This window comes from Rhizobium sp. 05L419 (assembly GCF_056397845.1).
In genome coordinates this window covers 1-13329 of sequence record NZ_JBFTOF010000008.1, presented here as the reverse complement: position 1 = coordinate 13329, position 13329 = coordinate 1, and the positions used below count along the sequence as shown (strand labels likewise).

Genomic DNA, 13329 nt, shown 5'->3' with positions numbered 1-13329 from the left:
ACCGATGGCAGCCACCATACGTTACCACGAAGGCGATATTTCCGCGGCTGACGCCGCCCGCTACACCGGAGCGATCGCAATCGACACCGAGACGCTGGGCCTGGTGCCGCGCCGCGATCGCCTCTGCGTCGTCCAGCTTTCACCCGGCAACGGTTCGGCCGATGTGATCCGCATCGCCGCTGGACAAAAGGAGGCACCGAACCTCGTCGCGATGCTGGCCGACACATCGCGTCAGAAGATCTTCCACTACGGCCGGTTCGATATTGCCGTACTGTTCCACACCTTCGGCGTCACCTCACAGCCGGTTTTCTGCACCAAGATTGCCTCGCGCCTCTGCCGCACCTACACGGACCGGCACAGTCTCAAGGACAATCTCAAGGAAATGCTCGACGTCGACGTTTCCAAGGCGCAGCAGTCCTCGGACTGGGCGGCGGCAAAGCTGTCGCAGGCACAGCTTGAATATGCCGCTTCGGATGTCCTTTACCTGCATGCCCTGCGCGACAAGCTGACCGAGCGCCTCGTCCGCGATGGTCGCATCGAGCATGCAAACGCCTGCTTCGAATTCCTGCCGACGCGCGCCAAGCTCGACCTGCTCGGCTGGGACGAAGCAGACATCTTCGCGCACAGCTAGGATTGCTCCAAGTGGCATCGGACAATAGACCGGGCGCGCGGCTTGCCGAGCGAGGCTCATTAGCGATTCCTTAAGCAAATTTCACTAGGATGCTTATTAATTTTTATGCATTCGACGACGCGATGTAGCGCCACGCAGGCAGGACGAACTGCCAGGGAATGCTAAGGGCCGGATGAGCGCGGCTTGTAACCTGCTTCATCGCACTTTACGAAAGAAGGAGCATGCCATGTTGACTCCGGTTCGTGCAGCGTCAAATTCAAGTTTCTCGTCACAAGGACAGAGCACAGCTCTCAGTACAGATGGCGTAGTTCGGGGAGCGACCGCGGTCGCTCCGGTCAACCACGTTGAAAGTCCTGATCTCAATTCCGCGATTACGGCCAAGCTGAACATTCTTCTGCTCGCCGTTCGAGCCCGTATGGTTGAAGCCCTGCTCGATGTCATCAATGCTGCAGGCGACGCGCTCTCCCAGCCCCGCGGCGACGACGAGACCGAACTCGCTTTCGCCTCTCGCCTCGCAGACGCGATCCAGAAGCTGCCGGCGACCAAGATCGAGGCTGTCGAGCGAAAGCTTGCGACGCAGGGTCACAGTGTTCCGCTTCGTCTGCTCGCCGCTGCCTTAAAGAACCCGGCGGGACCAGAGGCGGCGCGCATCGCCGCCTACCTTGAAACCATGCGCTACAAGGACCGTGATCTGGCGGCGCGTGCGGTTGTTCGCTTGTATGGACAGAACGACGCTTCGCCGTTGCGGCAAGAACAGCGGCCCGAAATCAGCCTGCACCGGGAGAACCTTGCTACAGCGCCGCGAACGGCGCCCGCCGCGGCGCATAAAAATCACGTCGAGGAGCCTGCCAGAACCGTGAACGGTGCAGCGACTTATCTCGACACGGAGATCGCCGAACGGTCGGAGGTCCCGACTGAGGCGGCCAGTGATGTTCGCGAGATCGCCGCTGACAGGACGCCAGCAGCGACAAAGGCAAGCGGGGGAACACCAACGGAAGCGCCGAAGGCGGAGGGGCCACTTCAGCCGCCCGAAAACGAGACCTCGGTTGCGACCGCTGAGAGCGCAGACATCGCAACGAAAGCGGACGCACCGCAGCGTGCTGCCAAGGGCGATCCGATCATTCCGAAAAGCTGGGCGGGTATTCCGGCATCCCTGTCGGAAGACGCGACAGATCTGATTGTGGCGATCATTCGAGATCAGGAGACCGAGGTCCTGCTGGAGGCTTCCGACGTCGATCCCGCTGTCGAAATCGACGTCATTCTGGACGAGACACTGATCGGCGACATTCCCGAGGAGCTAAGGCGGGCACCCGAGCAGGCAACTCCGATGAGTGGCGCTGCCCGACAGCCATCGCCTCTTGCATCGCAGCCGCTGACCGACGCGGCCGGAGCAAGCGTGGCTGCGAACCGACACGTTGCGCCGGAGACGGAGGCGCCGCCCGTGCCTCAGCATACGATCGACGCGGCATACGCACCGGTATTGATGAAGATCGTCGAGGGCGTGCCCTATGCGATACAGCCCTACCAGTTTGCCAAGGACGAGGCGGAAGACGGCGGTTCGCGAGAGATGCATCGCGAGGACCACGACGGCGGCCCGCAGTCGGAAGGGCAGGAGGCGGACGGCCAACCCGACACAACTGAGGACGGCGAAACAGAGACGGCGGCGCAAGGCGAGCCAACCGCCCCTTCAGAGAGCGCCGACACACGCGCAGAAACGCCGCTGCTTCCCGCACCGCGTCTTGCCATGCCGCCGGTTGCCGAGGAAGCCTATACTCTCTATCGCCGCATGGCCGGCTGGGAATAAGCCAAGATCCGGCAATCGAACCACCGAACAGCAAAGAACCCGCCGGATCGCTCCGGCGGGTTCTTCAATTCTTCAAGCCTTGAGGCAGACGATTATTCGCCGCCGCGGTTCTTTAGAGCCGCGCCGAGGATGTCGCCGAGCGACGCGCCAGAGTCGGACGAACCGAACTGGGCAACGGCTTCCTTCTCTTCTGCGATTTCCAGAGCCTTGATGGACAGCATAACCTTGCGGTCCTTCTTGGAGAAGTTGGTGACGCGAGCGTCAAAAACCTGGCCAACCGAGAAGCGTTCCGGACGCTGATCGTCGCGATCGCGCGCGAGGTCTGCACGACGGATGAACGAGGTGATGTCTTCGTGGTTGACGAGCTTCACTTCGACGCCGCCGTCGTTGACCGCGAGAACTTCGCAGGAAACGACTGCATTCTTGCGCAGGTCGCCGGAAGCTGCTGCTTCGCCAACTGCATCCTTGCCGAGCTGCTTGATGCCGAGCGAGATGCGTTCCTTTTCGACGTCAACATCGAGAACGACAGCCTTGACGACGTCACCCTTGTTGAACTCTTCGATGACCTGTTCGCCCGGACGGTTCCAGTCGAGGTCGGAGAGATGCACCATGCCGTCAACATCGCCGTCGAGGCCGATGAACAGGCCGAATTCGGTCTTGTTCTTGACTTCGCCTTCGACTTCAGTGCCAGCCGGATGATTGCGAGCGAATGCCGCCCACGGATTTTCCAGCGTCTGCTTGAGGCCGAGCGAAATACGGCGCTTGGACGGATCGACTTCGAGAACGACGACTTCGACTTCCTGGCTCGTGGACAGGATCTTGCCGGGGTGTACGTTCTTCTTGGTCCAGGACATTTCCGAGATGTGGATCAGGCCTTCGATGCCCGGCTCCAGCTCGACGAACGCACCGTAGTCGGTGATGTTCGTGACAGTACCGGAAATCTTCTTGCCTTCCGGATACTTGGCCTGGATGCCATCCCACGGATCCGACTCGAGCTGCTTCATGCCGAGCGAGATGCGGTGGGTTTCCTGGTTGATGCGGATAATCTGAACCTTGACCTGCTGGCCAATGGACAGGATTTCCGACGGATGGTTCACACGGCGCCATGCCATGTCGGTGACGTGCAGCAGGCCGTCGATGCCACCGAGGTCAACGAACGCACCATAATCGGTGATGTTCTTGACGACGCCGTCAACAACCTGGCCTTCTTCGAGGTTCTGAACGATTTCAGAACGCTGCTCGGCACGGGATTCTTCCAGAACCGTACGACGCGATACGACGATGTTGCCGCGACGCTTGTCCATCTTGAGGATTTCGAAGGGCTGCGGGTTGTGCATCAGCGGTGTAACGTCGCGGATCGGGCGGATGTCGACCTGCGAACGCGGCAGGAAGGCAATCGCACCGTCGAGGTCGACCGTGAAGCCGCCCTTGACCTGGTTGAAGATGACGCCTTCAACGCGCTCACCAGCTTCGAACTTGGCTTCGAGCTTGACCCAGCTTTCTTCGCGGCGAGCCTTCTCGCGCGACAGAACTGCTTCGCCGAGAGCGTTTTCGATACGCTCAACGTAAACTTCGACTTCGTCGCCGACCTTGAGCGTGCCGTCCTTGGCCTTGGCGCCGAATTCCTTGAGTAGGATGCGACCTTCGACCTTCAGGCCGACGTCGACAACGGCAGAGTCCTTCTCGATTGCCGTGACGATACCCTTGGTGACATAGCCTTCGGCCAGATCGTTCTTGGCAAAGGATTCTTCGAGAAGGGCCGCGAAATCTTCGCGAGAGGGAGTAGCTACTGACATGAAATCTCCTGCGTATCCGAATCTGGACACGTATGCGCCGGTTGGTTCGTGTTGAATGAGCCTGAACCCAGTCCGCCCTCTCTTCGAAGGCAATCCGGCGCTTGGACGGAATTTCAGGCTTGTCTTTCTAAGCGACCCAGGCAAGGCTTGGGCATATCGCTCGAATTCATGCATATCGGCTCAAGGCGACGTCGATGATCGATTTCGCAGCTTGAAACGCGGCCTCTATACTCATTTCCGACGTATCTAGCAAGTGCGCGTCTTCCGCTGGTTTCAAAGGGCTGTCGGCCCGTCCCATGTCGCGCTCGTCACGCCGCCTGACGTCGTCGAAAATCGCCTCGAAATCGGCTGCCGTGCCCTTGGCGACAATCTCGTCGTAGCGACGCTTCGCACGCACCCGCGGCGAGGCCGTCACATAGAGCTTCACCGGTGCGTCCGGGCAGACCACGGTCCCGATATCGCGGCCGTCGAGCACGGTACCCGGCTGCTTTTCGGAAAACCGCCGCTGCGCCTCGACCAGAGCCCGCCGAACCGCGGGCATCACGGCAATCTTGGACGCGGCTTCGCCGATCGCATGCTTGGACAGGATATCGCGATCCAGGCCGCCGAGTTCAACCTCGCGCGCCATCTTTTCGGCGATAGCCTCGTCGTCCAGCGGCTGGCCCGCATCGAGCAGTGCCTTGGCCGTAGCGCGATAGGTCAGGCCGGTGTCCAAGTGATGGAAACCATACGCGCCTGCAACGAGGCGCGACAGCGTGCCTTTGCCGGCCGCCGCCGGACCGTCGATGGCGATGGTGAAACTGCTGGAGCTCATCAATGTACTCATTCCGTCGTCAATCCGCCGTAGCGGCGGACAAGGTCAATCATCTCAGCGCGATCCGACGACTCGCCGAGGCCCGCCGCAACGCCCTCGCGGTCGGCAACCGGCCGGTTCTGGCTTACTTTCCATTTGCCTTCGATCGAGGCGATCTCAATTTCGATGCCAATGATGCCTTTCATCTGCGCGCGGATGAAATCATCAGGTGCATCGCCGACGGCCCACGGCTTCTCGCGGGCTCCCTCCTGCTGACGGGTGAGCGCGCCGATCTGCGCTAGCAGCCAATCGGCATCGTCGATGACGCGTGCTGCGCCCCGCGCCTGTACGATCGCGTAGTTCCAGGTCGGCACGACCTTGCCGGTCTCCTGCTTCGTCTTGTACCAGGATGGCGTCACATAGGCGTCAGTGCCTTGGAAGACCGCCAGCACCTCGGCACCAGCCTGGATATCGTGCCATTGCGCATTGGGCCTAGCGACATGAAGACGCAACGTTCCCTTGGTGCCCGCATCCGGATCCAGATGGAACGGCACCGAATTTGCGACCAGCCCGGATTGTCCCGCCGTGATCAGCAGACCAAGGGGATGGGCGCGAATGAGGGCGTGCTGAACGGCAATATCGTCTTCGCGGAAATGCGGGGGTTGGTACATCTGCGGGGGCCTGTCCAAAACACCCGGCGCTCTGCCGGTTTTCCGTTGCAAACAAACAATATCGAGCTCACTAACATAAACGTCAGCGTCGGTCATCCGGTCCTTGTTCCACGCGGACGGGGGACGCGTGAACTTTAGCTTTGACATGGAAGGCTGCAACGATTATGGGGACCGGCTTATAAATTCCGAATAGAACGCCGGTTTTAACGGCATTTGCCGAATTTAGCATTCGGCCATTCTCACGAGGCTTACAGTGGCGAAAGCGGAACTTGGAACCAAGCGTACCGATCCGGAAACCGGCAAACGATTCTACGACCTGAACCGGGATCCGATCGTTTCTCCATATTCAGGCAAATCCTACCCCCTCTCCTACTTCGAGGAAACCTCGGCTGCTGCAGCCGCGGAGGCTGCACAGGACGAAGAAGAGGTGGCGGAAGTCGATACCGAAAGCACGGAAGTCGAACTGGTATCGCTCGAGGATGCAGATGAAGCCGCATCCGGCGACGACATACCCGACATCGGCGATGACGACGTTGAAATCGAAGGCGATGACGACGACGACACCTTCCTTGAAGCTGATGAAGACGACGATGACGACGACATGAGCGACATCATCGGCGTGACGGGCGACGAAGACGAAGTCTGATCGATTAAGTATCGGCCCGGACGAGAAAAATTCGCCGGGCCTATTTTTTTGGGCTTGCTATCTCCGAAAACCGGAAGTAATAAGCCGCCACTCCGCGAGGCGAACAACCTCGCGAAGCATCCCAGGACCGGCCACAAACCGGACCGCCTTGATGGGGCTATAGCTCAGCTGGGAGAGCGCTTGCATGGCATGCAAGAGGTCAGCGGTTCGATCCCGCTTAGCTCCACCAAATTCCCCTCATTCGATGCATTGCTGTTTTTCCAATAGGATACAGCAGGCAGCTCTTTCGCTGAGTACCCCACGAAAGTACCCATACCGCGTACCCACCGCGTTCCATCCCAGCAAGACTTCACAGCGCATATAGCCGTGTGAGTGCTCCCTGCTTCGCGAGGAACCTCCTTGAATTCGACCTCCAGCAGTTAGTGTCCTGCTTTTGTCCCATCAGGTTGGCTAAGGGTTCACCTCAGTTCCGCGTATGCCGCAAACAGCCCCAGCGGCACGCTGATCACCTTCGAGAAGGCCGACGTCGATTGTGACAAAGTGACCGCTACCGGCGTCCAGCTGGGATTTGTTAAGCCGTCCGGTGAAACTCTGAATATCGGCGAGAGCAGGCTTCGGAGTCCTCGCCCCGGGAGATCATAGTGAACGCGCGGCAATGAGCGCCGTGACCATTCCAACAACGAGACCGATCGCACCAACGAGCCACAAACAGATATTTTGCAGCCGCCGCTCACGCGCACTCTGCATCTGATGACGCAATTCCAGCAAGTGTCTTTTGTATTCCCGGCTCTCTAGTTCAAATTGTTGAATGGCCGTCGCCACCATGCCTTCGCCTCCACGTTCCAGAGCCCGCACGAAATATTCGGGCCCGTTCTTGAGAATTGGAGATCTGGAGATGAGGTCGATGCGCTGGTTCATGCCAAGCAGAAACTCCGCGATGTGGGCTAGATCTTCGCCGTCCTGGGCTACTTCCTGGGATTTCTCGAACTGCTCGAATGCAAGCTCGACGCCTTTGCGAACGACCGTCACTTCCGCAGAGATGTGCGCGCCTAAACGTTCAACGGTATGACGCAAATCGTGGAATGCCTCGACCGCTTCATCGGCATTGTTGTCGCGGTCGGTCGCGGCGCCTTGGCACTCGTTGTCGGTCATCTATCTCCCCTATCGCTCGAATTCATTGCCTCGCTCACGCTCGAGCTTTTGCTCCAGGTGACGGGCAGTACTCCAATGATCCTGGTGCTGATCGAGTCGGACATCGCTGGCGCGGTTCCGGATAATGGTTGCGACGGCGGGATTGCGACCGATCTCGCGTGTCAAAAGGCGCATCTCGTTTTCAATCTTTTCCCATGCAGCATCGTTGCGTCCAGCGGCAAGTTCGTGACGCTGCGCCTGCAGCGATTGCCATTGATTGATCAGTCGACCCGCCCAGGCGTGAGGATCTGCTCGCAGTGACTGTTCCCGCGCCATGCCTGCAATGACTTCAACCACACGCTCTCGCCCAAATTGCTCGATCATGGCACGTTGCGCGCCCGCGTCGTGCTGAACCGCAGACATCATCAGGGACCGCGACCCAGGCTGCGCTTTTTCGAGTTCTGCCCCGGCTGCCTGCAGCTCTGCCTTCTGGCTCGGGAGCATCGGCGATCCCATATCCTGCGATCTCATCGCTGACCTGAATGCTCGCGCGTAACGATCGACAGCCTGCTCTAAGGATGGCGACATCGCCAACGCTTCGAACGCAGGCCTCTGTTGCTCTCGCCGGGCGTTTGAGGGCTGGTTTGTCCTGCTCAACTTGAGGCCCGAGAACGCTCCGCGCCGGCTGATACCGTTGCCTTGCTCACCCTCAAATCGGATTTCTCGATCGTCGGTTCGTCTCGGTTGCTCATCTATGCCCCGCCGTCCAGCGAAGTCGTTGACATAATCGAGTGTTGTCTCCTTCACCCCTGAGCGACTGAGTTTGCTTTGCAATTGCGCGTAAGCCATGGCGTCGCCATCCTTGACCTCCCAGCGGTTCCGTTGAGCTTCCCTGCCATCGGGTAGACGGATGGTTTCACTTCCCCGAAACTCTAGCCCGATCGTTGCACCGACAACCGGCGCAGCGCTCGCTATTGCTCGTTCGAGATCGACGCCCCAGACGGTGTGTCGCTGCCCCGTTCCTGACTCCAACGTCACGTAGTAGCTACCGCGCTTGCTTGGATCGTGTTGATAGGGCGCCTTGCCATGCTCGATCAGTCTGCCGGACCGACGGTCACCGAACTCCTCATGGCTTGCGTATAGCACGGCGCCTTCGCGGTGGCGGGTCATGGCCACGTAGGTCAGGTGGCGATCCATAGTCGGCGAAGCAAGCACGAAGCTTCGATCAACCGTCGCTCCTTGCGTCTTGTGGATAGTTGTCGCGTAGCCATGGTCGATCGCGTTGTACTGCGGCGTCCAGAAATCGACACGACCAGTGCCGTCACGTCCCTTCGCCCGACCATCGAGTCGGACCCGCAGCCAATTGGTATGCGCCGCCAACACGGTTCCAAGCATACCGTTCTTGACGCCAAGCTCACGGTCATTCTGCAGGAATAAGACGCGATCCCCTGATGCAAAGGTTCGCGGACCGTCCTTGGTTTCAAACAGCGCCTCTCCACCTATTTCGCTCTGGCCGTCCTCGCCCTTGGCAAGCGCACCGAGTTCCTGAAGTCTGGAGCGGATATCTGCATTCAAGGCGCGGACGTCGGCGCGGCGGTGCGCCATAACAATGCGCGTGCCACCGGGGCGCTCATCCCTATCAGAAAAATAGTCTGCAACGACCATGCTACGTGTCGCCTCGCGACTGTCGGCAAGCTTGATGGCGCCATGGCTTGCATAAGCGTCAAGTCCGTCGATCGTCTTGTGCGTGGCAAATGCAACCGAGGCGGCGCGCTGCCACGGCTCCCGTTGGCGGCGAATATCCGACAATCCGGCAAAGCCGATACGCTCGGCAATCGCACGAAACGGCGCACCGGCACCTATGGCCTGTAACTGCTCGTGATCACCGACGAGTACGATTTTCGAACCGGATGTTTCCGCTACCGCGACAAAGCGTGCAAGCTGCCGGCTGCCCACCATGCCCGCCTCGTCGATGACGAGGACATCTTTTCGGCCGAGCATACCGTTATCGTTCTTCCAGCCGAATTCCCAGGACGCGAGTGTGCGACTTCGGATACCCGATGACTCCTCCAGCCCTTCGGCCGCTTTCCCTGACAGGGCAGCGCCATGGACCGTGTAACCTTGTCCTTCCCAGGCTTGACGGGCCGCGGCCAGCATCGTGCTTTTGCCGGCTCCTGCGAACCCCACGACAGCTGAAATCTGCTCCGGACCGGTGATGTGATGGATCGCGCCACGCTGCTCATCCGACAGGCGCGCGGCACGTTCCGGTGACGTTAGCCCCTCACCCGCCCTTTCAACACTGGCCGAGCGCGATCCTGCGGCTGCACGCAGGGCCAGATCCTGGTCGCTAATCGCCCGATCGACATGTCGCCGATCGACGCCGTAACGCAGACGTTTGGACATCTTCTGCGCATATCCTGCCATCGCCGCTTCGACGTCGATCATCTCCCGCGTCGAATAACGCGCAAGTTCCGGCCCATCGGACCCGTTCGTCCTCTCCGGCTGCAATGTCACCAAGGCCGGGGACGCCATGATCCTGGCGAAGGCGTTCTGGAATGTCTGCGCGTCGTCATTGACGTAGCGATGTAATATGCGTGCAATGTCGCGGCGGTCAAAGACGCTCTTTTCCTGGGTGATCAGGTCCAGGACCTGCTCCGGCTCATTGCGGATTCGCTCGGCGTTTCGAAGGGCTGCAGCCTCATCTATACGCGATCGCGATACATCGCCCCCTTGGCGTTCGATCTCCGTTGCATGCACGCCGACATGCTGGGTAGGCTCGATCTCCAGGCCACGCTCCTGGTGCGAGCGATGATCCACTCTTGTATCCAACCCGGCACGGGCCAGATGCATGTTGGTCATCTGTTCGAACGACCGCCGGATCTCACGCAATTGCACCGTCGATGTTGCAAGCCCGGCTGCCGATAGCTCCTTGTTGGCACGCTCCATATCCGTCTTGGCGCCCAGCCCGGCAGGTCCGACCATGCGCGTTGTCATCATCATATGCGCGTGATGATTGCGGATGTCGCTCGCCCGGTGCGGCTCGTGGATCGCAAAGTCGACGGCGGTCCGATAGCGATCAGCCAGTGCTTGCGCAAACGCACGTGTCAGGGCCAACCGCTCTTCCGCCGACAATTCATGCGGCAAAGCAATTTCGAATTCCCGCGCAACGCGGGCGTCCTTGCGGCTTTCGGCGGCCTCTGCCGCATTCCACAATACCGATCGGTCTCTCGCCCACTCCGCCGACAGACCGTCGGGCAGAACAATCTCCGTCTGCGTAATCCCTGCTTTGTGCCGAAAATCATGCACCAAGCCATCACGCTGATTTTCAAGTTTCGTGCCGGACCGATACGCCGCAGCAGCCACGGCACTGCGGCCGCTGCCACGCGTTATAGGCTTCACACTCAAATGATAGATCGCCATCGATCATATCCTTAGCCGGGCCACGCTTGCCGAGCGCTGGGTTGCGCAGCAACCCGTAAGTGCGCCCTTAGGCAAACCAAAACAGTTCAGCGTTTCGACACAGAAACACGGTTTAGCACCTAAGTATATGCGATGATAGGTTGTATCGCTATCCAATTTCGTCCATGATGCAAGGGGTACAAAATGTTTTACTGAAGCAGACGGCATGTGAAGATGCAGCTGGATTTTGAACTGCAAGAGGTTCCCGGCAGACCGTCTCGAATTCACATTCCGTCCATAAGATCGGAGAAAGCGATATGGCGCGGAAATCGATAGAGGAACGGCTTGCCCAACTGGATGCGCAGAAGAAAAATCTCCAGGCAAGACTGAGCAAGCAGGAACGTGCAGAAGACACCCGCCGAAAGATCCTTCTCGGCACACTCGTCATGGAACATCTCGATCGTGGCGAGGACGAATTCGCGAAGAGCTTGCGGGGCTGGCTACGCCGCGCCCTGCCCGAATTCCTCAACCACGATCGCGACCGCAATCTGTTCACGGCGGTCCTCGATCCTGCCCAAATCGAGCCTGCGGTGCATCAGCAGCAAGCGAGGCCCACATGACAAGGCTATGGATGACCTGGCTCGCTTTCAAGGCCATGATGTTGCTTGCAGCACGTGATCCGATCTGGGCGCTGCTGGCGATCATCGGCGCGCCGTTTCGTCTTGCACGCCACCTATCTGTTTTCGGCGTTCTCTACATCGTCGTGTTTTTTGTCATCACCTTTGCCTGGCAGGGAGTGATGCAATCTTTCGGCATTGTCATCGGCGATAGACTCTGGGTCGTCGGCAACGTGGTATTCGATGCCTTCTGGCTTGTCGTTCTGTTCTACCTTGTGAGCGCCCCGATGATCGCCCGCTTTGGCGTGATAGTGGGCGATACACATGGTTCAGCGCGATTTGCCAGCAGCAAGGAGACGAGTTCGCTGACGCGGCCAGGCGGCGGCCTGCTGCTCGGTCGGGACACGAAGAAAGGCAAGCTTCTCCGCTATGATGGACCTGCGCATCTGCTGACCATGGCGCCGACACGATCGGGCAAGGGCGTCGGCACGATCATTCCGAACCTGCTCGATGCCGATCGTTCGATCATCTGCATCGATCCCAAAGGCGAGAACACCCGCATTGCGTCGCGTGCGCGCGAGCGCTTCGGACCGGTGCATGTGCTCGACCCGTTTGGTGTCACGCGGCATCCGACCAGCAGCTATAATCCACTCGACGCACTCGATCCTGATGGCATCGATCTTATCGATGATGCGAACAGTCTTTCTGATGCGTTGGTGTTCGATGAACCTGGCCAAGCTGGCGAGGCACATTGGAACGAAGAGGCAAAAGCGCTGATTGGCGGATTGATTCTTCACATCGTCAGCACGCAGCCACGCAGCACCCGCAATCTTTCGATGCTCCGAAGTGATTTGACGCTCGCGGCTGACGACTTTAGCGCTCTGCTGAAGACGATGCAGGCAAGCCCGGCGGCAAACGGTCTTGTTGCCCGCGCGGCCAACCGACATCTGGCCAAGTCCGATCGGGAGGCGGCGGGCGTGCTATCGGCCGCCCAACGTCACACGCACTTCCTCGACAGCCCCCGTATCACCGCTGTTCTTGCCCGCTCTGGGTTTCGGTTCTCACATTTGAAGTCGCGCTCAGTGACGGTGTTCCTTGTTCTGCCTCCCGACAGGCTTGGACCTTATGCGCGGTGGCTACGGCTGCTGGTAACACAAAGCCTGTCGGATCTTGCGCGGACGCAGGGCACACCCCCTGCCCCGGTTCTTTACTTGCTCGACGAATTCGCCGCACTGGGTTACCTCGCACCGGTCGAACGCGCGATGGGTTTTATGGCCGGCTATGGCGTGCAACTGTGGCCGATCCTGCAGGATATCCACCAGTTGCGCGCCACCTATGGGCGACGCGCCGGCACGTTCCTCTCCAACGCCGGCGTGCTCCAAGTCTTTGGTGTAAACGACCATGAAAGCGCACGTTTGATATCCGACCTGTTGGGACAGGAGACGGTCGCCTTTCGAACAATGGCACTCGCCTTGGACGCCGAGCAATCCGGGATCTCTTACAGCGAACAGCGCACCGCGCGTGCCCTTCTAACACCCGACGAAGTGCGCAACCTGCCCGCTGAAACGGAGCTTTTGTTTCTCGCAGGTCGCCGACCAATCATCGGCAGAAAGCTGCGCTATTATGCCGACCGCGAGTTCGCAAATTCCTATGATGCCGCCTGAGGTCAGATTCAATGAAACAGACGCGTGTGAGAATCGGACGAAGAGTAGTACCGGCACCGAGACGGCAGCTTCTTTTCGCTGTCCCGTCACTTGCGCTTTCTCTGTGCCCGGTAGAGAATCCGGCTATTGCCTATCATAAATTTCTGACCGACAAGGTGCCTAAGAATTGATCCTCAC

Annotated in this window: 10 protein-coding genes and 1 tRNA gene; 6 read left to right on the top strand and 5 right to left on the bottom strand. The window is 59.4% G+C overall.

Annotated elements, in window-relative coordinates; translation table 11 throughout:
- Positions 1-4 precede the first annotated feature (4 nt).
- Positions 5-631, top strand: a complete 627-nt coding sequence (locus tag AC1DMK_RS12765) for a ribonuclease D (RefSeq protein ID WP_037062878.1) — start codon at positions 5-7, stop codon at positions 629-631.
- 226 nt (positions 632-857) lie between these two features.
- Positions 858-2435: a hypothetical protein gene (locus AC1DMK_RS12760; protein WP_477859436.1), complete on the top strand. Its 1578-nt coding sequence runs from the start codon at positions 858-860 to the stop codon at positions 2433-2435.
- A 92-nt stretch (positions 2436-2527) separates the two neighbouring features.
- Here AC1DMK_RS12760 and rpsA read toward each other — a convergent pair whose 3' ends face one another.
- From rpsA to AC1DMK_RS12745, 3 genes are all read right to left on the bottom strand, one after another.
- Positions 2528-4231 (bottom strand): 30S ribosomal protein S1, encoded by a 1704-nt coding sequence (rpsA, locus tag AC1DMK_RS12755; protein ID WP_477859434.1) that lies wholly within the window; start codon positions 4229-4231, stop codon positions 2528-2530.
- 166 nt (positions 4232-4397) lie between these two features.
- Positions 4398-5045: a (d)CMP kinase gene (gene cmk, locus AC1DMK_RS12750; RefSeq protein ID WP_477859432.1), complete on the bottom strand. Its 648-nt coding sequence runs from the start codon at positions 5043-5045 to the stop codon at positions 4398-4400.
- A gap of 8 nt (positions 5046-5053) precedes the next feature.
- Positions 5054-5695, bottom strand: a complete 642-nt coding sequence (locus tag AC1DMK_RS12745) for an FMN-binding negative transcriptional regulator (protein ID WP_037062888.1) — start codon at positions 5693-5695, stop codon at positions 5054-5056.
- 253 nt (positions 5696-5948) lie between these two features.
- Here AC1DMK_RS12745 and AC1DMK_RS12740 point away from each other — a divergent pair, with 253 nt between their 5' ends.
- Together AC1DMK_RS12740 and AC1DMK_RS12735 are read left to right on the top strand one after the other, a co-directional pair.
- Positions 5949-6341, top strand: a complete 393-nt coding sequence (locus AC1DMK_RS12740) for a TIGR02300 family protein (protein ID WP_037062889.1) — start codon at positions 5949-5951, stop codon at positions 6339-6341.
- Positions 6342-6494: 153 nt separating this feature from the next.
- Positions 6495-6570 (top strand) — tRNA-Ala (locus AC1DMK_RS12735).
- Positions 6571-6977: 407 nt separating this feature from the next.
- Here the strand turns inward: AC1DMK_RS12735 and AC1DMK_RS12730 are convergent.
- Together AC1DMK_RS12730 and traA are read right to left on the bottom strand one after the other, a co-directional pair.
- Positions 6978-7493 carry a DUF6118 family protein gene (locus AC1DMK_RS12730; protein WP_037062941.1) on the bottom strand — a complete coding sequence of 172 codons (516 nt, stop codon included), beginning with the start codon at positions 7491-7493 and terminating at the stop codon, positions 6978-6980.
- 9 nt (positions 7494-7502) lie between these two features.
- Entirely contained in the window at positions 7503-10892 is a 3390-nt protein-coding gene (gene traA, locus AC1DMK_RS12725) for a Ti-type conjugative transfer relaxase TraA (RefSeq protein ID WP_477859429.1), read from the bottom strand.
- A gap of 296 nt (positions 10893-11188) precedes the next feature.
- Between traA and AC1DMK_RS12720 the strand changes: the two genes are divergently transcribed.
- Both AC1DMK_RS12720 and AC1DMK_RS12715 read left to right on the top strand, forming a co-directional pair.
- A complete protein-coding gene (locus AC1DMK_RS12720; RefSeq protein WP_037062943.1) occupies positions 11189-11491 on the top strand; it encodes a hypothetical protein in 303 nt (100 codons plus the stop codon).
- The gene (locus tag AC1DMK_RS12715) at positions 11488-13152 is read left to right on the top strand and encodes a type IV secretory system conjugative DNA transfer family protein (RefSeq protein WP_477859427.1); all 1665 of its coding nucleotides are present in this window, start codon (positions 11488-11490) and stop codon (positions 13150-13152) included. Before AC1DMK_RS12720 ends, AC1DMK_RS12715 begins: the two co-directional genes overlap by 4 nt.
- The last annotated feature ends 177 nt before the right edge of the window (positions 13153-13329 follow it).

Bases quoted from the DNA above. Each gene is read 5' to 3' on its own strand.
- rpsA (WP_477859434.1), bottom strand. From the start codon at position 4,231: ATGTCAGTAGCTACTCCCTCTCGCGAAGATTTCGCGGCCCTTCTCGAA.
- cmk (WP_477859432.1), bottom strand. From the start codon at position 5,045: ATGAGCTCCAGCAGTTTCACCATCGCCATCGACGGTCCGGCGGCGGCC.
- traA (WP_477859429.1), bottom strand. From the start codon at position 10,892: ATGGCGATCTATCATTTGAGTGTGAAGCCTATAACGCGTGGCAGCGGC.
- AC1DMK_RS12765 (WP_037062878.1), top strand. From the start codon at position 5: ATGGCAGCCACCATACGTTACCACGAAGGCGATATTTCCGCGGCTGAC.
- AC1DMK_RS12715 (WP_477859427.1), top strand. From the start codon at position 11,488: ATGACAAGGCTATGGATGACCTGGCTCGCTTTCAAGGCCATGATGTTG.
- AC1DMK_RS12760 (WP_477859436.1), top strand. From the start codon at position 858: ATGTTGACTCCGGTTCGTGCAGCGTCAAATTCAAGTTTCTCGTCACAA.
- AC1DMK_RS12730 (WP_037062941.1), bottom strand. From the start codon at position 7,493: ATGACCGACAACGAGTGCCAAGGCGCCGCGACCGACCGCGACAACAAT.
- AC1DMK_RS12745 (WP_037062888.1), bottom strand. From the start codon at position 5,695: ATGTACCAACCCCCGCATTTCCGCGAAGACGATATTGCCGTTCAGCAC.
- AC1DMK_RS12720 (WP_037062943.1), top strand. From the start codon at position 11,189: ATGGCGCGGAAATCGATAGAGGAACGGCTTGCCCAACTGGATGCGCAG.